Origin of the sequence: Nocardioides sp. YR527 (assembly GCF_900101045.1) — a bacterium.
GTDB lineage: Bacteria > Actinomycetota > Actinomycetes > Propionibacteriales > Nocardioidaceae > Nocardioides.
This window is the reverse complement of record NZ_FNFN01000007.1, coordinates 161698-179498: the sequence shown is the minus strand read 5'-3', so window position 1 is coordinate 179498 and position 17801 is coordinate 161698. Positions and strand designations below refer to the sequence as shown.

Annotated in this window: 15 protein-coding genes; 10 read left to right on the top strand and 5 right to left on the bottom strand. The window is 70.4% G+C overall.

Translation table 11 applies throughout. The features are described from left to right. Positions 1-2: 2 nt before the first annotated feature. Positions 3-1652, bottom strand: a complete 1650-nt coding sequence (locus BLT25_RS21915) for a sensor histidine kinase (protein ID WP_091050513.1) — start codon at positions 1650-1652, stop codon at positions 3-5. Positions 1653-1748: 96 nt separating this feature from the next. Continuing rightward, the gene (locus BLT25_RS21910; RefSeq protein WP_091050511.1) at positions 1749-2174 is read right to left on the bottom strand and encodes a YchJ family protein; all 426 of its coding nucleotides are present in this window, start codon (positions 2172-2174) and stop codon (positions 1749-1751) included. A gap of 113 nt (positions 2175-2287) precedes the next feature. Between BLT25_RS21910 and BLT25_RS21905 the strand changes: the two genes are divergently transcribed. From BLT25_RS21905 to BLT25_RS21880, 6 genes are all read left to right on the top strand, one after another. After that, positions 2288-5140, top strand: coding sequence for an AfsR/SARP family transcriptional regulator (locus tag BLT25_RS21905; RefSeq protein ID WP_091050508.1), 2853 nt, complete (start codon positions 2288-2290; stop codon positions 5138-5140). Then, complete coding sequence (locus BLT25_RS21900) at positions 5137-6540, top strand: magnesium chelatase ATPase subunit I (protein WP_091050505.1); 1404 nt, start codon at positions 5137-5139, stop codon at positions 6538-6540. Before BLT25_RS21905 ends, BLT25_RS21900 begins: the two co-directional genes overlap by 4 nt. 108 nt (positions 6541-6648) lie before the next feature. Continuing rightward, positions 6649-8664, top strand: a complete 2016-nt coding sequence (locus tag BLT25_RS21895; RefSeq protein WP_091050504.1) for a vWA domain-containing protein — start codon at positions 6649-6651, stop codon at positions 8662-8664. A gap of 43 nt (positions 8665-8707) precedes the next feature. After that, positions 8708-9487, top strand: a complete 780-nt coding sequence (locus BLT25_RS21890) for a sulfite exporter TauE/SafE family protein (protein ID WP_091050501.1) — start codon at positions 8708-8710, stop codon at positions 9485-9487. Positions 9488-9503: 16 nt separating this feature from the next. Continuing rightward, on the top strand, positions 9504-10130 hold the full coding sequence (locus BLT25_RS21885) for a YigZ family protein (protein WP_176884143.1): 627 nt from the start codon (positions 9504-9506) through the stop codon (positions 10128-10130). Positions 10131-10173: 43 nt separating this feature from the next. Then, complete coding sequence (locus BLT25_RS21880) at positions 10174-11175, top strand: GNAT family N-acetyltransferase (protein ID WP_256328724.1); 1002 nt, start codon at positions 10174-10176, stop codon at positions 11173-11175. On the opposite strand, the gene BLT25_RS21875 is transcribed toward BLT25_RS21880, so the two are convergent. Together BLT25_RS21875 and BLT25_RS21870 are read right to left on the bottom strand one after the other, a co-directional pair. After that, entirely contained in the window at positions 11172-11990 is an 819-nt protein-coding gene (locus BLT25_RS21875) for an SDR family oxidoreductase (protein ID WP_091050495.1), read from the bottom strand. The genes BLT25_RS21880 and BLT25_RS21875 overlap by 4 nt on opposite strands. 229 nt (positions 11991-12219) lie before the next feature. Then, positions 12220-13332: an NAD(P)H-dependent amine dehydrogenase family protein gene (locus tag BLT25_RS21870; RefSeq protein WP_091050494.1), complete on the bottom strand. Its 1113-nt coding sequence runs from the start codon at positions 13330-13332 to the stop codon at positions 12220-12222. A 77-nt stretch (positions 13333-13409) separates the two neighbouring features. On the opposite strand from BLT25_RS21870, the gene BLT25_RS21865 reads away from it, so the two are divergent. Both BLT25_RS21865 and BLT25_RS21860 read left to right on the top strand, forming a co-directional pair. Then, on the top strand, positions 13410-13949 hold the full coding sequence (locus BLT25_RS21865) for a DinB family protein (protein ID WP_091050492.1): 540 nt from the start codon (positions 13410-13412) through the stop codon (positions 13947-13949). Further along, complete coding sequence (locus tag BLT25_RS21860) at positions 13949-14428, top strand: GNAT family N-acetyltransferase (protein WP_091050490.1); 480 nt, start codon at positions 13949-13951, stop codon at positions 14426-14428. Before BLT25_RS21865 ends, BLT25_RS21860 begins: the two co-directional genes overlap by 1 nt. A gap of 2 nt (positions 14429-14430) precedes the next feature. On the opposite strand, the gene msrA is transcribed toward BLT25_RS21860, so the two are convergent. Further along, on the bottom strand, positions 14431-15084 hold the full coding sequence (gene msrA / locus BLT25_RS21855; RefSeq protein WP_091050488.1) for a peptide-methionine (S)-S-oxide reductase MsrA: 654 nt from the start codon (positions 15082-15084) through the stop codon (positions 14431-14433). 105 nt (positions 15085-15189) lie between these two features. Between msrA and BLT25_RS21850 the strand changes: the two genes are divergently transcribed. Together BLT25_RS21850 and BLT25_RS21845 are read left to right on the top strand one after the other, a co-directional pair. After that, entirely contained in the window at positions 15190-16359 is a 1170-nt protein-coding gene (locus BLT25_RS21850; protein WP_091050486.1) for a cystathionine gamma-synthase, read from the top strand. Continuing rightward, positions 16346-17791, top strand: coding sequence for a glutamate mutase L (locus tag BLT25_RS21845; protein ID WP_091050485.1), 1446 nt, complete (start codon positions 16346-16348; stop codon positions 17789-17791). Before BLT25_RS21850 ends, BLT25_RS21845 begins: the two co-directional genes overlap by 14 nt. Positions 17792-17801 lie beyond the last annotated feature (10 nt).

Here is a 17801-nt window from a genome sequence, read left to right as displayed (position 1 = left end):
GCTCAGACCCCAGCGGTGATCGGCACCTGCCAGATCAGCTCGGTGCCGCTGGGGGAGCGCGGGCCGATCTCGAGCTGACCGCCGAGCTGGACCGCGCGGACGCGGGCGTTCTTCAGCCCGCTCTCCTCGGCCTCGTCGGGGACCCCGCTGCCGTCGTCGCGTACGACCAGCTTGATCTCGTCGTCCTGAAGGGTGAGCTCGATCTGGGCGCTGTGGGCCTGGGCGTGCCGGGCGAGGTTGGAGACCGCCTCGCGCAGCACCGGGAGCAGGTGGTTGCGGACCGCCTCGGGCACGGCGGTGTCGACCGGCCCGGTGATCTTGATCTCCGGGGTGAAGTCCATCACGCCCGCGTACTCGCGGATGACGTCGCGCACCTGGGCCCGCAACGACGAGGCGTCGTGGTTGCTGAGGTCGAAGATGGAGCCGCGTACGTCCTTGATGGTCTGGTCCAGCGCGTCGACCTGCTCCGAGAGCCGCTTGGGCAGGTCCTCGACCCGTTGCGGGTTGCGGCCCAGGGTCTCGAGCTGGAGCCCGATCGCGAAGAGGCGCTGGATGACCACGTCGTGCAGGTCGCGGGCGATCCGGTCGCGGTCGGTGATGACGGCGAGGTCGGCCCGGTCCTCGACCGCACGGAGGCGGTCCAGGGCGAGGGCGGCCTGGCCGGCGAAGCCGAAGAAGAGCTCGCGCTCGTGCTCGTCGTGAGCGGCACAGGCCTTGTCGTAGATCGCGAGCAGGGCGCCACGCCCGGCCAGCGAGGAGCGCACCGGAGCGACCACGACATGGAGCCCGTCGACCTCGAGGTCGAGCGGCTCGACGATGCGGCGGTCGATCAGCAGCGGGACCTTCTCGGTCACCGCCCGGACCCGCTCCTCCTGCCCGGGCGCGGCAGCGACACCGGAGACGAGACCGTGCTCGATGCGGGTGCCGGCGCCGACCCCGATCGCGCGCATCAGCGGAAGCGCCGTCTCGCACATCCGCTCGAGCGCGACCAGGTGGTCCAGCGGCGGGGTCAACGCGCGGCTGAGCTCGGCGCTCGCCTCGAGCCACTTGCGGCGCTGCTCGCTGAGCTCGAGCTCGCGCACCCTGTCGATCTGGGCGCCGGCGGCGCGGGCGAGGGCGACGACGAGCTGCTCGTCGTGGCTGGTGAAGTCGGCGCCGCCGACCTTCTCGGACAGGAGCAGGTGGCCGAAGTCGTGGTCGTCGATGCGCAGCGGCACCTCGATGAACCTGCGCTTGCCGGGGTCGCCCGTACGCAGCGCGTGGTTGCCGCCGCCCTCAGAGGTGCGGGGCGTAACCAGCAGGAGAGGCTCGGGAGCGGTGGTTCCCCTGGGTCGGGTCGTCGATTCCGGCTCGCCGTCGTCCTCGACGTCGACGTCAACGTCGACGCGAGCCCGGCGGCCCCGGGTCCTGCCCACGACCTGCAGCGGCGGTTCCTGCTGGTTGCCGTAGGTGATCAGGTTCTGCAGCTCACCGTCGAGGCCGAGGACGCCGAGGGCGCCGTAGCTCGCTCCGGTCAGCTCGCAGGCGGAGCGGGTGATTCTCTCGAGCATGGCGCTCAGGTCGAGCTCGCCCGACATCGCGATGACCGCGTCCAAGAGCGAGCGCGCCGATGGCTCGAGACCGGTCAGGTCCTCGGTCGCGTCAGTGGTCACTTGTCAGAGTCTGTCGTGCCGGACCCGGTCGCGTCCACATATCGGCAACAGTTTCTCCACTGTCTGCCTCAAACTCGCGCGAATGCTTGCGTTTGGTCATTGATCCGCGATGTCGCCGTCGACGTAGAGCCACCGCCCGGCACGCAGCTCGAACCGGCTGCGCTCGGCGAGCACTCCGTCGCCCGACGGCGCCTGGTAGGACGCCCGGAACGCCACCCAGCCGTGGGTGTCGTCATCGAGCCCGGAGCCCTCGATCTCCAGCCCCGTCCAGGTCAACCGCGAGTCGGGTGCGGCCACGCCCAGATCATCGGGGCGGGTCCCCGGATGCCAGGTGCGGAAGATGTAGTCCCAGTCCCCGAGGGCGTACGCCGCATAGCGGCTGCGCATCAGCTCCTCCGGCGTCTCGGCCAGGGCGCCGCCACGGTGCAGCCGGTGGCAGCACAGCGCATAGCGTCGACCGCTGCCGCACGGGCACTCCTGGGGCAGGGGCGAACCGTTGGCGGTGTGGCCGAAGGGGGACATGCGCCCATTGTGTACCGGAAAGGACGCATTCTCGTCGTGGGCCCGGAGCGCCCCGACTATGGTGTGGGGGTGGCTCTCAGGCGCATAAGGCTCGGGACGGCGGGGGTGCTTCGGTGACGGATGTGAGCATCTGTCTGCTGGGCCCGCTCATCGTCACGCGCGCAGGCGAGCCCGTAGAGGTCCCGGGACGACGCCCGCGCACGCTCCTGGCGCTGCTGGCTCTGGAGGCCGGCACGCCGGTCTCCGCCGACCTGCTCGCCGACCGGATCTGGGGCGAGGAGCTCCCCGACAACCCGCGTGGCAGCCTGCACACCTACATCGGGCGGCTGCGTCGTGTGCTCGGTAAGGAGGTCGTACGCCGCGCCGCCGGCGGCTACATCCTCGACCTGCCCCGCTCCTCGGTGGACGCGCTCGCCTTCATCGACCTGCTCGACGCGGCCGAGGGGCCCGAAGCCTACGACCGGCTCGAGGAGGCCATCGAGCTGTGGCGCGCCGAGCCGTTCGACGAACCCGCCGGTGAGTCGCTGGCCGAGCGCACCCGTCCGTGGCTGGTCGACCGCTACCTCGCGGCGCTGGAACGCCGTGCCGAGCTCGACATCGCCGCAGGGCGGGCCGCGAAGGCGGTCGCCGAGATCCGCCGGGTGGTCGGCGATCATCCGCTGCGCGAGTCCCTGTGGGTCGTGATGCTGGGCGCGCTCGACGCCGCGGGGCGTACGGCCGAAGCGCTGGAGGCCTATGAGGAGGTCCGGGCTCGGCTGGCCGACGAGCTCGGCGCCGACCCCGGCACGGAGCTGCGCTCCACGTTCACCCGGCTACTGGCCGGCTCCTCGGCGGCCCCGGAAGTCGAGGCCTCCCAGGGGCAGGCGACCGTGCCCGCGCAGCGCGTCTCGGAGGAGGACATGGTCCCGAGGCAGCTCCCGGCCGACATCCCCAGCTTCTCCGGTCGCGAGGCCGAGCTCCGGCTGCTCGACGCGGTGACGATCTTCCACGACGCCGGGTGGCCGAGCGTGGTCGCCGTGCACGGCATCGGTGCGGTGGGCAAGACCGCGTTCGCGGTGCACTGGGCTCGTGCCCGCACCGAGCACTTCCCCGACGGTCAGCTCTTCATCGACCTGCGCGGATTCGGGCCGGGCGAGCCGCTCTCGCACGCCCAGGCGCTCACCACCCTGCTCATCGGGCTCGGCGTCGACGCCGCCTCGGTGCCGTCCGAGGTGGACGCGGCATCGGCCCTGCTGCGTACGACCCTCGCGCAGCGGCGCATGCTGCTCATGCTCGACAACGCTCGCGACTCCACCCAGGTGCGACCGCTGCTGCCGGGTGGTGACTCGTTGGTGCTGGTGACGAGCCGGAGCCAGCTGCGTGGCCTGGCCACCCGGGAGGGCGCCCGGCGGCTCGCGCTGGATACGCTCGCCCCGGCGGAGTCGGTGGCCTTCCTGAAGCAACGGCTCATCGACCGGGCGGCCGACGACGCGGACGTACGCGCCCTGGCGGAGAGGTGTGGACACCTGCCACTGGCTCTTGCCGTCGCGGCCGAGCGCTGCAGCCGCTACCCCGACCTCCCGCTGACCGATCTGGTCGCCGAGCTCGACGGCGAGACCAGCCGGCTGGCGGCGCTGGAGGCACCGCTCGACCCCATCTCCGACCTGCGCGCGGTCTTCTCCTGGTCCTACGACTCCCTCGACGAGGAGTCGCGGCGTGCCTTCCGCCTCCTGGGTCTTCGCCCGGGTCACGAGATCGGGATGCCCGCGATGGGGGCGCTCTTCGCCGTCGACATCGCCACCGCCCGACGTCTGGTCGACAAGCTGGTCGACGCCAACCTCGTCCGCGAGCACCGCCCCGGACGCTTCGTGCTCCACGACCTGATCCGCGACTACGCCCTGGAGATGGGCTCCGAGGAGGAGTCCGGCGAGGCGCTGCTGCGGTTGGTGAGCTGGTACACCCACTCCCTGGTCGCTGCTTCCGAGGCCGACGGCCGGTCCTTCCGGCTGATGAGCCTCGACCCCGTCGTCGACGGCGTGACGCCACTGAGCTTCGCCACCTCGCAGCAGGCCCGCGCCTGGGGTGATCGGGAGTGGCTGACCATGGGCAGTGCCGTACGTCTCGCCGTGCGTGCGGGGCTGCTGGGTCCCGCCTACCAGCTGGTCAACAAGATGTTCAGCCTCTCGATGCGGCACCCGCCCGCCGAGACCGTCCCCCTTCAGGAGCTCGGCCTCGACGCTGCCCTCCGCGCCGGTCAGAAGGTCGACGCTGCCTACATCCGCAACCAGTTCGGGATCAGCCGGGCGCGGGTTGGTGACCTGACGCGGGCGATCTCGGAGTTCCGTGGCGCCGCCGAGGTGTTCCGTGAGGCCGGGATCGCGGCCGGTCTGGAGATGGCGCTGTCCAACTGCGGCCAGGCGCTGAGCATGATCGGCTCCCTCGATGAGGCCGTCGCGGTCCTCGAGGAGGCGTACGCCGTCGCGGACGCCGCCGGGATGGACGACCGCGCCCGCGGCAGCCTGATCGGGCTGGCCGAGGTCTATGTCCGGATGGAGCGTTACGAGGACGCCGTGCGGCTGGTCGAGGACGAGATCGGCCAGGATCCAGTCGACGTCGACTCCTCCGCCTCGCCGCGGATGACCCTGGTCGACGCCCTGATCGGCCTGCGGCGCTACACCGAGGCCGAGACCCACCTGCGGCTGGAGCTGACCCACCGCCTCGAGGAGCGCAACCGGTGGGGTGAGGCCAACGTCCTCGTACGCCGCGCCGTGATCGAGCGCGAGACCGACCGCGTCGCGCAGGCCCGGGCGACGCTCCACGAGGTCGTCGCGATCCTGGACGAGGTGGGGGAGCTGGACCGCACCGCGCTGACCCGGGAGCGTGTCGAGGATCTCCTCGCCAGCGTCGGGTCCTCCGCATCCGCGGATCGGGATGTCGACGCCGAGGCCGCCCAGGGGTTGAGCAGCGGCGTAGCGTTGCGTCCGTGACTGCCGCACCCACGATCAGCACCCTCGGCCAGCTGCGCGCCAGCGGCCATGTGTTCAAGTCGCTCCGCGAGGAGATCCGGGACAACCTGCTGGCGAAGCTGGCCGCCGGAGAGGACCCCTGGCCCGGACTGCACGGGCTGGAGGAGACCGTCATCCCGCAGCTCGAACGCGCCCTGATCGCCGGCCACGACGTCGTCCTGCTGGGCGAGCGTGGTCAGGGAAAGACCAGGCTGCTGCGTACGTTGGTGGGACTGCTCGACGAATGGACCCCGGTCATCGAGGGATCCGAGCTCGGCGAGCACCCCTATGAGCCCGTCAGCGTGGGGTCCCAGCGGTTGGCCGCGACCGCCGGCGAGGCGTTGCCGATCGCGTGGAAGCACCGCTCCGAGCGCTACTCGGAGAAGCTGGCCACCCCCGACACCTCCGTCGCCGACCTGATCGGCGACGTCGACCCGATGAAGGTCGCCGAGGGACGCTCGCTCGGCGACCCGGAGACGATCCACTTCGGCCTCATCCCGCGCTCCCACCGCGGCATCGTCGCGATCAACGAGCTGCCCGACCTCGCCGAGCGGATCCAGGTCGCGATGCTCAACGTGATGGAGGAGCGCGACATCCAGATCCGCGGCTACGTGCTCCGGCTGCCGCTCGACCTGCTCGTCGTCGCCTCCGCGAACCCGGAGGACTACACCAACCGCGGCCGGATCATCACGCCGCTCAAGGACCGCTTCGGTGCCGAGATCCGCACCCACTACCCGCGCGAGCTCGCCGCGGAGATGGCGGTCATCCGGCAGGAGGCCGCCCTGGTCGCCGACGTACCCGACCACCTGCTCGAGATCCTCGCCGTCTTCACCCGCCACCTGCGCGCATCCTCCGCTGTCGATCAGCGCTCCGGGGTCTCGGCACGCTTCTCGATCGCGGGCGCGGAGACGGTTGCGGCCGCGGCGCTGCACCGCGCCACCGTGGCGGGGGAGCCCGATGCGGTCGCTCGTCTCGTCGACCTGGAGACGGCCGTCGAGGTCCTCTCCGGCAAGATCGAGTTCGAGTCCGGGGAGGAGGGCCGCGAGTCCGAGATCCTCACCCACCTGCTGCGAACGGCCATCGCCGAGACCGTCCGCAAGTCCTTCCGCGGCCTCGACTTCGCGCTCCTCATCGACGCCATCGAGGACGGCCGGATGGTCACCACCGGCACCAAGATCTCCGCCCGCGCCTTCCTGGAGGGCCTGCCGGTCCTGGGCGAGTCCGACCTCTACGACCAGATCGGCGACCGCGTCTACGAGGCCACCGGCGGTCCCAAGAACGACGGCCAGCTCGCCAGCGCGGTGGAGCTGGCCTTGGAAGGCCTGTTCCTGGCCAGAAAGATCGGCAAGGACACGGCCGACGGAGAGACGATCTATGGCTGAGCCGGGAGGCGTCAGCCGTGTGTAACACGTCGTTCGTAGGACTACTCGCCCTATGGGAACGACCGGATAGACCTACGAACAGCGTGTTACACGCGCAGAGGAGCCACGATGAGCCGCTACAAGAAGTACGCCGGGGGTGACCCGCTCGCGCCGCCGGTCGACATCGCCGAGGCGCTGGACGCGATCGGCGAGGACGTGATGTCGGGCTACTCGCCCGAGCGGGCGATGCGGGAGTTCCTGCGGCGCGGGGGACAGGACCAGCGCGGGCTCGACGACCTCGCCCGGCAGGTCGCCGAGCGGCGTCGCGAGCTGCTGCAGCGGCACAACCTCGACGGCACCCTCGAGCAGGTGCGTGAGCTGCTGGACAGGGCGGTCCTGGAGGAGCGCAAGCAGCTGGCCCGCGACGTCACCATGGACGACGGCGACCGCGCGTTCCGGGAGATGCAGATCGACAACCTCTCGCCGAACACCGCCGCTGCGGTCAGCGAGCTCGCCTCCTACGACTGGACCTCCCGCGAGGCGCGCGAGGCCTATGAGGAGATCAAGGACCTGCTCGGCCGCGAGCTCCTCGACCAGCGGTTCCAGGGCATGAAGCAGGCCCTCGAAGGGGCGACCGACGAGGACCGCGAGGCGATCGCGCAGATGCTGCGCGATCTCAACGAGCTCCTCGACAAGCACAACCGCGGGCAGGACACGCCTGCGGACTTCGACGAGTTCATGGCCAAGCACGGCCAGTACTTCCCCGAGAACCCGCAGAACATCGACGAGCTGCTCGACGCCCTCGCGCAGCGCTCGGCGGCCGCCCAGCGGATGCTCAACTCGATGTCGGCCGAGCAGCGACGCGAGCTGATGGAGCTCTCCCAGCAGGCCTTCGGGTCGCCGGCGCTGATGGAGCAGATGGCACAGCTAGACGCCAACCTGCAGGCAGCACGGCCCGGTGAGGACTGGTACGGCTCCGAGGAGTTCGGCGGCGGTGAGAGCCTGGGACTCGGTGACGGCACCGGCGTGCTGCAGGACATCGCCGAGCTCGACCAGCTCTCCGAGCAGCTCCAGCAGTCCTACGCCGGCTCGCGACTCGACGACATCGACCTCGACGCCCTCTCCCGTCAGCTCGGTGACCAGGCAGCGGTCGACGCGCGCACCCTGCAGGAGCTCGAGCAGGCGCTGCGTGACTCCGGCCAGCTCGAGCGCGGCTCCGACGGCGACCTGCGGCTGACCCCGAAGGCGATGCGCCAGCTCGGCAAGGCCCTGCTCCGAGACGTCGCCCAGCGGCTCTCGGGACGGCAGGGCGAACGCGACCTGCAGCGCGCCGGCGCGGCCGGTGACCTCTCCGGCTCCTCACGGCCCTGGGCCTTCGGCGACACCGAACCCTGGGACGTACCTCGCACGATCACGAACGCCGTGATCCGGGAGGTCGGTGAGGGCCGACGCGGCCCCGGGGTGCGCCTGAGAGTCGACGACATCGAGGTGCAGGAGACAGAGGCCCGTACGCAGGCAGCGGTCGCCCTGCTGGTCGACACCAGCTTCTCGATGGCGATGGATGGCCGGTGGGTGCCGATGAAGCGCACCGCGCTGGCCCTGCACACCCTGATCAAGAGCCGTTTCCGCAATGACGACCTGCAGCTGATCTCGTTCGGCCGCTATGCCCAGACGATGGAGATCGAGAAGCTGACCGCCCTCGACGCGATCTGGGACAAGGGCACCAACCTGCACCACGCGCTGCTGCTGGCCAACCGGCACTTCCGCAAGCACCCCGGCGCCCAGCCGGTGCTCCTGATCGTGACCGACGGCGAGCCCACCGCCCACCTGGAGCCGGGCGGCGACGTCTGGTTCTCCTACCCGCCCCATCCGGTCACGATCGCGCGGTCCGTCGAAGAGCTGGAGAACTCCCGTCGCCTCGGCGCCCAGACGACCTTCTTCCGCCTCGGTGAGGATCCCGGTCTGGCCCGCTTCATCGACTCCATGGCCCGCCGCGTCGAGGGCCGCGTCGTCGCGCCCGAGCTGGACGATCTCGGCGCCGCCGTCGTCGGCTCCTATCTCGGCGACCGGACTGCGCGGCGTACGTCGAACACCTACGGCGGCTATCCGGACGCGTTCGGTGGTCGCGGCTGGTGGGCCGGCTGAACCGAGTTGACTCGGCGAGCATCCGGCCGCGTAGCCTGCGCTCGTGACCGAGGAGACGCTGAACGTACTTGCCCTTCTCGCTCTCGCGGCCCTGGCCGCCGGATACGTGGACGCGGTGGTCGGCGGCGGTGGCCTGATCCAGCTCCCGGCGCTGATGCTGTTCCTGCCCGGCGCGGCCCCGGTGCAGATCCTGGCGACCAACAAGCTGGCCTCGATCTTCGGCACCTCCGTCAGCGCCGCGACCTACTACCGGCGCGTGAAGCCCGATCCGAAGACCTTCGTCCCGCTCATGATCCTCGCTTTCATCGGCTCGGCCTTGGGTGCGGGGGTCGCCTCGTACCTTCCCGAGGAGGTCTTCGAGCCGATCGTCCTGGTCGCACTCATCCTGGTCGGCGCGTGGGTGGTCTTCAAGCCGCAGCTCGGGGCGGCGACCAAGCTGAAGTTCCACGGCCACCAGCACGTGATCGGCGCGATGGTCGTCGGGTTCGCGGTCGGCTTCTACGACGGTGCGCTGGGGCCGGGCACAGGCAGCTTCCTGGTGATCGGGCTCGTCGGCCTGCTCGGCTACTCCTTCCTGGAGGCGAGCGCGAAGGCGAAGATGGCCAACGTCGCCACCAACCTAGCCGCCCTGATGGTCTTCATCCCGCAGGGCGCGGTGCTGTGGAAGACCGGGCTGGTGATGGGTGTGTGCAACCTGATCGGCGGTTACCTCGGGGCGCGGACCGCGGTGGCGAAGGGCGCCGGGTTCGTACGCGTCTTCTTCATCGTCGTGGTCGCCGCGTTCATCATCCGTATCGGCGGCAGCGTGCTCGGACTGTGGTGAGGGGGGCTACGGGGTGATGCACTACCTGACGATCGCCCGCGACGGCGCGGCCGAGATCGAGGAGAAGCGCTCCCGGTTCCTGTGCACGCTCGCCCGGGTCGAGGACGAGGCCGACGCGCGGGCGGTGGTCGAGCGGCTGCGCAAGCAGCACTGGGACGCCCGGCACACCTGCTCCGCCTTCAGGGTCGGCCCACCGCCGCAGCCCGTCGAGCGCTCCAACGACGACGGTGAGCCGGCCGGCACCGCGGGCGCCCCGATGCTCGAGGTGCTCCGCGGCGCGGGAGTCTCGGACACGGTCGCCGTGGTGACCCGCTGGTTCGGCGGGACGCTGTTGGGTGCAGGAGGACTGGTGAGGGCCTACTCAGACGCCGTCCGGACCGCGTTGGCGCAGGTCGGGACGGTGAGGCGAGAGCTCGTCCGGGAGTATTCGATCGAGGTTCCGTACGACGCCTCCGGCCGCCTCGAGACCGACCTTCGATCCTCCGGGGTGGCCGTCCTCGACACCACCTACGGGGCCGCCGTGACCCTGCGGATCGGGGCCCCGCCTGCCGAGGAGAAACGCCTCGAAGCGCTCCTCGCAGAGCTCACCGCAGGGGCGTCTGTGCTGGTCCCGGGCGCGGACCAGTGGGTCGACCGTCCCTGACGTTTGGGACAATGGCTGGGTGAGCGACCATAGCGAGACGCCCGTGGAACTCCCTGATGGATGGACGACGAAGGTTCCAGACCTCGACGATCTGCCCGCACTTCTGAGGCTCCGAGCAGCCGACAAGACACCCTTCGAGGGGTCCGGAAAGGTCGACGCCGACGCGATCACCGGCGAGGTCGCCGGACCCGCTTCCTGGACCCGCCAGCAGGTCGTCGCGGTCGACCCCGGCGGAGAAATCCGCGCCTGGGCCATCGCCCACGACCGCGCCGCCGGCCGTACCCTCGTCTACCTCTACGTCGACCGCACCATCGCCCAGGCCGCAGAGGTCGCGGCCGGGCTCTACGCCTGGCTCGAGGACCAGGCCCGATCGATGGCCGTGCTGCGTGGCATCGCCGAGTCCCACCTCGACGCCAGCCCGTTCGCCGACGACACCGTGCAGCGCGAGTGGCTGGCGGCGGCGGAGTTCACCAACAAACGCACCTGGCTCCATATGAGCCGGCCCGTGCATCCCGACGAGGAGGTCCCGGCGCTGCGCGCAGGAGTCACCATCCGGACGGTCGAGACTCACGAGAACGGGATGCCCGTCGCGTCCGACCTGCAGACGGTCCACCAGACGCTGGAGGAGTCCTTCCAGGACCACTTCAACTCCTACCGGGAGAGCTTCCCGGAGTTCGTGCAGCGTCTCCGCGAGGACCCCGGCCATCGCTGGAACCACTGGTGGCTGGCCTATGTGGACGATCCTGAGGACCCGGACACCGTCCTGCCTGCCGGTTCGCTGGTCGCCTCGGTGCTGCCCGCCAACGCGGCCGGGGTCGAGGGGACGTACGTCGAGTACATCGGGGTCAACCGCAACGCCCGCGGTCGCGGGGTGGCCAAGGGGCTGCTCCACGCCGTCATCGGCGACGCCATCGAGCGCGGCCGTGACCGGGTCTCGCTCGAGGTCGACGCCGACAGCCCCACCGGGGCCGACGGGCTCTACAAGTCGATGGGCTGGGTGACCGACTACGTCACCGAGTCCTGGCACAAGGACGTCACCGTCTAGCCGTTCTGGCGATCTGGCGCGACGTCGGGGAGCTTGAGGTCGAGGGTCGGCGCTTCGGTGCCGCCGTCGACCTCGAGCATCTTCCCGGTGACGAACTGCCCGGCCCGGGAGGTCAGATAGACGACCGCGGCGGCGATGTCCTCCGCGTCGCCGATGCGTCCGAGCGGGGTCTTCGACTCGATCTCGCCGCGCATCGTGTCATCGCCCGCCACGAACTCGAGGGCGCTCGTACGCACCGAGCCGACGAAGATCCCGTTCACCCTGATCCGCGGCGCCAAGTCGGTCGCGGCCAGCCGTGTCCAGTGCGCCAACGCCGCCTTCGCGGTCCCGTAGGCGAGATAGCCCCTGCCCGCGGTACGTCCCATCATCGAGCTGATCGACACCACCGACTGCTGCCCGTCCGGGCTCTTCACCATGTAGGGAACAGCCGCCCGGGTCAGCGCGTGCGCCGTGGTCACGTTGAAGTGGAAGGCCTCCTCGAGGTAGCCCTCGTCGGTGTCGAGGAACGTGTTCGGGATCGTCCCGCCCACGTTGTTGACCACGATGTCGAGCCGCCCGAACTCCTCGTACGCCTGCTCGGCCAACGCCGCCGTCGCCGCCGTGTCGGCCAGGTCCGCCGGCACCACCAGCGCCCGCCGACCCACCGCCTCGACCTTCTCGGCGACCCCGCGCAGCTGTTTCTCGGTCCGCGAAGCGATCACCACGTCCGCCCCCGCCTCGGCCAGCGCCACCGCGGTCGCCGCCCCGATCCCGCGCCCCGCCCCCGTCACGACCGCAACGTGGTCGGTCAGTCTGAATCGTTCGAGAATGCTCATCTGCTTCCTCCATGTCGAAGCGTCAGGTACGTCGGCCGAAGCGTCGCTTGCGTCGTACGAGATGCCAGCCGCGTCGGCCGAAGTGTCGCTCCGGTCGGCCGAAGAGTCACTTGCGCTGGCCGAAATGGCACAGGTGACGTGTCGAGCGACGTGCGTGACGTGTCGGCCGACCGGAGTGACGTGTCGAGTGACGTACGTGACGCTTCGGCCGACGCGCTTGACGTCTCGCTCATGGGGTGACCAGGCCGCGGCCGGTGATCAGGGGGAGGTCGAGGGGGCTCACGAGGCCGGGGGCGGCGGCGACGACGGCGGGGATGGCGTTGACCAGGCGCTGGGCGGTGACGATCATCCCGGAGACGTTGTGGTCGCCGTGCTCCCCGTGGTGGCTGAACTCGACGGTCATCGACGGCTCGCCGGTGATCTCGATGCGGTAGCAGCCGTCGCCGGTGGCCGGGGTGGGCCAGTCGGGATCGGACTCCGCGTCGGTCCGGGTGACGTGCTCGAGGGTGATGCGGGGGACTCCGTCGACACTGCCGGTGACGGTGAAGCGTACGGATCCCTGGGTGCCCTCCGCGATGTCGACCGACACGGTCTTGGTGTCCTTGGCCGCCGGGCGGCGCTCGACGTGCTCGACGAGCGGCTCGTCGAGGGTCACCCCGAGACCGGCGGCGAGGACCCGGACGACGGGGCCCCAGGCGGTGCTCAGCACGCCGGGCTCCCACAGGAACGGCTTGTCCTCCAGCGAGCCCCCGAAGCCGAAGAGATCCTTCATCACTACAGGCTGGAAGTACGTCGAGTAGTCCGCGATCTCCGAGACCCGGAGGTGGTCGATCCGCTGGGACAGCGACGTCATCGCGAGCGGCAGGACGTCGTTGGCGAAGCCCGGGTCGATGCCGTTGACGTGCAGCGACGCACCGCCCTCGCGCCCCGCCCGGTCGATGCCCTCGATCATCTCGTCCGGCAGCGTCCCCTGCGGGTGGACCAGGATCACCGGCCCGGAGGAGACGACGTTGACCCCGTCCCGGATCAGCCCGGTCAGATCCTCGATCGACTCGAAAACCCGGTCGTCGGTCATCGCCGCGTGCACCACGCAGTCCGGGGCGAGCGCGATCAGCTCCTCGCGCGACAGGGTCGCGGCAACTCCCAGCGTGCGCCCCAGCCCCGCCAGCTCCCCGGCGTCGACCCCGGCCTTCTCCGGCGTCGACGTCCAGACCCCGACCAGCTCCAGGTCCGGATGCGCATCGACTCCCGCGATCGCATGTCGTCCCACCGTGCCGGTGGACCAGACGACGACTCTGAGGGGCTTCTCGAGACTCTGTGGACTTCCGGGAGCGTGGGGCATGCGCCCAAATCTAGAACGCGTTTCAGTTTTGCGGAAGTGATTCGCCGAGGAAACTCTCCGCCGCTACGTTGGCGCTCATGACCGAGGCACTCTTCGAGGACACCCGCCATCCGACTGGCGCCCCCTATGTCGCGGACGAGTCCACGACCCTGCGCACCTTCCTCGACTTCCACCGGGCGACCTTGCTCAGGCAGGTCGCGGGCCTCGACCACGAGCAGATCAACCGCCCCTTCCCGCCCACGACCATGACCCTGGCCGGAATCCTCAAGCACATGGCGCACGTCGAGGACACCTGGTTCGGCGTACGCCTGGCCGGCAACGGCCCGTTCCCGCCGTTCGACACGGCTCCCTGGGGTGAGGACCCGGACTGGGAGTTCAACAGCGCCGCCGCGGACGACCCCGAGGCGCTGCGCACCCTGCTCCGCGATGCGATCGCTCGCTCCAACGAGCTCACCGACACCGCTGGTTCCCTCGACCGCATCGCGGTCGGGACGACCCGGGATGGCCAGTCGGTCAGCCTGCGCTGGATCCTGGTCCACATGATCGAGGAGTACGCCCGCCACTGCGGTCACGCCGACCTCATGCGCGAGGCCATCGACGGAAAGCAGGACCTCTGATGCAGATCCGTGAAGCGACGGCCGAGGACTGGCCGCAGATCTACCCGTTCTGGTCCGAGATCGTGGAGGCGGGGGAGACCTACGCCTACCCCGAAGGCCTCACCTCCGAGGAGGCCAGGGACCTGTGGATGTACGACCACGTGGTCGTCGCGGTCGAGGGCGATCAGATCCTGGGCAGCGCCAAGATGGGCCCGAACCGCCCCGGCCGCGGCAGCCACATCGGCACCGCCTCGTTCATGGTCTCCCCGGCCGCCCGCGGCAAGGGTCTCGGCCGCACCCTCGGCGACTACTGCGTGCAGTGGCACAAGGACAACGGCTTCCACGGCATCCAGTTCAACGCGGTCGTGGAGACGAACACCACCGCCGTACGCCTGTGGCAGTCGCTCGGCTTCCAGATCATCGGGACCGTCCCGGACGCGTTCGACTCGACGTCGCACGGCCGGGTCGGCCTCCATGTGATGTATCTGCCGCTGACCTGACCTCAGGCGTTCGCGGGGAAGGCGATGCCCGTGTTCGCGTGGCAGCGGTAGCCGTTGGGCACGCGGTCCAGGTACTGCTGGTGGGCGGGCTCCGCGGCGAAGAAGGTCGGGACCTCCCGGATCTCGGTGGTGATCTCGCCGTAGCCGCGCTTGGTGATCTCCTCGCCGTAGATCTTGGTCAGCTCCTCAGCGGTCTGCCGCTGGGCGTCGGAGACGTAGTAGAGGGCCGAGCGGTACTGCGTACCGACGTCGTTGCCCTGCCGCATCCCCTGCGTCGGGTCGTGGACCTCGAAGAACTTCTTGACGAGGTCCGCGTAGGAGACCACGGCGGGATCGAAGACGACCCGGACCGCCTCGGTGTGGTTGGTCCGGCCGCTGCAGACCTCCTCGTAGGTCGGGTTGGCCGTGGTGCCGCCCTGGTAGCCGACCGCGGTCGAGTAGACCCCCGGCATCTGCCAGAAGATCTCCTCGGCGCCCCAGAAACAGCCGAGACCGAAGTACGCCACCTCGGACCCCTCGGGAGCGGTTCCGTCCTCGGGGGAGGCGAGCAGCGCAGTCCCCAGGACGCGGTGCTTCGCGGGCAGGTCGAAGAGGGCCTGGTCGCGCCCGGCGAGGGTGCGGTCCTCGGGGAAGAGCTGTGCTGGTCGACCGAACATGAGTGACCTCCAGAAAGTCAGGGTTGCTACCAGTCTCCAACACAGTTCGACGCGCGAACGTTCCCGGATGGGCCGCGAGGTGGGATCGGACGTAGGCTCGGTCGTGTGAGCGAGCAGCAGCACCTCGGCAAGGCCGGTTTCGAGACCAAGGCGATCCACGCGGGCTACGAGCCCGACCCGACGACGGGTGCGGTGATCCCGCCGATCTACGCCACTACGACCTACAAGCAGGACGGCGTCGGTGGCCTGCGCAACGGCTATGAGTACAGCCGCTCCGCCAACCCGACCCGCACCGCGCTCGAGGGTGCGCTGGCGGCGGTCGAGGAGGGTGAGAAGGGGTTCGCCTTCGCCTCCGGTCTGGCCGCCGAGGACACCCTGATCCGCAGCCTGATGCGGCCCGGTGACCACATGGTCATCCCCGACGACGCCTACGGCGGCACGCACCGCCTCATCGACAAGGTCGAGAGCCAGTGGGGCATCGAGCACACGCCGGCCCAGGTGGCCGACGTCGACGCGGTCGCGGCCGCGATCCAGCCCGGCAAGACCAAGGTCGTCTGGGTGGAGACGCCGACCAACCCGCTGCTCAACATCGCCGACATCTCCGCCCTGGCCACGGTCGCCCACGAGGCCGGCGCGCGGTTGGTCGTCGACAACACCTTCGCCAGCCCCTACCTGCAGCAGCCGCTCACCCTCGGCGCCGACGTCGTCGTGCACTCCACCACGAAGTACGTCGGTGGCCACTCCGACGTCGTCGGCGGGGCCGTGATCGTCCGTGACCTCGGGCTCGCGGAGAAGATCGGCTACCTCCAGAACGCCGCCGGCGCGATCGCCGACCCGTTCGGCGCCTGGCTGACGCTTCGTGGTCTCAAGACCCTGGCCGTACGCATGGACCGCCACTGCGACAACGCCGAGCGCGTCGCCGACTTCCTCACCTCGCACCCGAAGGTCGGGGAGGTCATCTACCCGGGCCTGGAGACGCACCCCGGCCACACGACCGCCCAGAAGCAGATGAAGCGGTTCGGCGGCATGATCTCCTTCCGCGTCACCGGTGGCGAGGCCGCTGCGCTCGCGGTGTGCGAGCGCACCAAGATCTTCACGCTGGGCGAGTCGCTCGGCGGTGTCGAGAGCCTGATCGAGCACCCCGGCCGGATGACCCACGCGAGCGTCGCGGGCACCGACCTCGAGGTGCCGGCCGACCTGGTGCGGCTCTCCGTCGGGATCGAGTACGCCGAGGACCTGGTCGCGGACCTCGAGCAGGCCCTTGACCAGAGCTGACGCTCCCCGGACCGCGGTCTGCGTCGACTTCGGCTCCACCTGGACCAAGGCGCTCCACGTCGACCTCGTCTCCGGCGAGATCCTCGGCACCGTGAGCGCACCGACCTCGCTGCACGAGGTGATGGAGGCGTACGACGCCTGCCTGGCCGCTCTCACCGAGCAGGACTCCCGGGCAGCAGACGCCGAGGTCCTCGCCTGCTCCTCGGCCGGCGGAGGTCTCCGGATCGCCGTGGTCGGCAACGAGGAGCTGGTGACGGCCGAGGCGGGACGTCGCGTCGCGCTGTCCAGCGGCGGCAAGGTCGTCGCCGTGGTCGCGACCGCGGGTTGTGAAGCCGAGAGTGACCTGGGGTCCACTCTCAGCTTCACAACCCCGGACCTGGTGCTGCTCACCGGCGGCACCGACGGTGGCAATCGGGACGCCGTCGTCTCCGCCGCACGTGGGCTGGCCGCGGCAGGCTGGCGCGGACCCGTCGTGGTCGCGGGCAACCGCGACGCGAACGACGAGATCGACGCGATCTTGGCCGACGTTCCCCATGTGACCTGCGACAACGTCGTTCCCAAGATCGGAGTGCTGGCGCCCGAGAGCGCCCGCGCGGCGGTCCGGGAGATGTTCCTCGAGCACGTGATCGGCGGCAAGCACCTGAGCAGCCGGTCCGACTTCCGGCGGATCGTCCAGGGGGCGACCCCCGATGTCGTGCTCCAGGGCGTCGAGACGCTCGCCGAGGTGCTCGGCGAGGACGTGGTCGTCGTCGACGTCGGCGGCGCCACGACCGACGTGCACAGCGTGGTCCGTCCCGACCCCGAGGCTGAGCACGTGCGCGAGGAGGTCGTCGCCGTCACTCCGGTGACCCGGACGGTCGAGGGCGATCTGGGCATGCGCTGGTCGGCGACCACGACCCTCGCGGCGGCCGACCACTCCGAGACGACCGGAGCGAGGCCGGACGGCGAGCTTGCTCGTCCGTCTGCGCCGAGCGAGGGAGTAAGCGCGCGAGGCGCGCACCCGAGCCTGGCCGAGTCGGACCTCTCCGGCGAGGTCGAGCATCGGCGCAACCACCCCGGCTGGCTGCCGCGCACCGAGCAGGACAAGGACATCGACGAGCTCCTGGCGAGGATCGCGATCTCCACGGCCCTGCAGCGGCACGCGGGGCGCTCCCGGGTCGTGCTGTCCCCGAGTGGCAAGGTCATCGAGCGCACCGGGACCGATCTGCGCCGGGTCGGCGTGGTGATCGGCTCTGGCGGCGTACTCAGGCACGGTCGCCCGGGCATCGAGAAGCGGGTGATGCGCTGGTCGGCCCGCGGTGGATGGCAGCTTCCGGAGGAGCCGCTGCGCGCGGTCGACAGCGACTACGTGCTGGCCGCGGTGGGCATGCTCGCGCGGTCGCACCCTGTGACGGCGCGGCACCTTGCGACCCACCTCACGCCCTCCCGGTAGCCTCTGTCAG

What these genes read in the sequence shown, in the direction of transcription:
- BLT25_RS21910 (WP_091050511.1), bottom strand. Translation starts at nt 2,174, where the DNA reads ATGTCCCCCTTCGGCCACACCGCCAACGGTTCGCCCCTGCCCCAGGAG.
- BLT25_RS21895 (WP_091050504.1), top strand. Translation starts at nt 6,649, where the DNA reads ATGAGCCGCTACAAGAAGTACGCCGGGGGTGACCCGCTCGCGCCGCCG.
- BLT25_RS21885 (WP_176884143.1), top strand. Translation starts at nt 9,504, where the DNA reads ATGCACTACCTGACGATCGCCCGCGACGGCGCGGCCGAGATCGAGGAG.
- BLT25_RS21875 (WP_091050495.1), bottom strand. Translation starts at nt 11,990, where the DNA reads ATGAGCATTCTCGAACGATTCAGACTGACCGACCACGTTGCGGTCGTG.
- BLT25_RS21870 (WP_091050494.1), bottom strand. Translation starts at nt 13,332, where the DNA reads ATGCCCCACGCTCCCGGAAGTCCACAGAGTCTCGAGAAGCCCCTCAGA.
- BLT25_RS21865 (WP_091050492.1), top strand. Translation starts at nt 13,410, where the DNA reads ATGACCGAGGCACTCTTCGAGGACACCCGCCATCCGACTGGCGCCCCC.
- BLT25_RS21860 (WP_091050490.1), top strand. Translation starts at nt 13,949, where the DNA reads ATGCAGATCCGTGAAGCGACGGCCGAGGACTGGCCGCAGATCTACCCG.
- msrA (WP_091050488.1), bottom strand. Translation starts at nt 15,084, where the DNA reads ATGTTCGGTCGACCAGCACAGCTCTTCCCCGAGGACCGCACCCTCGCC.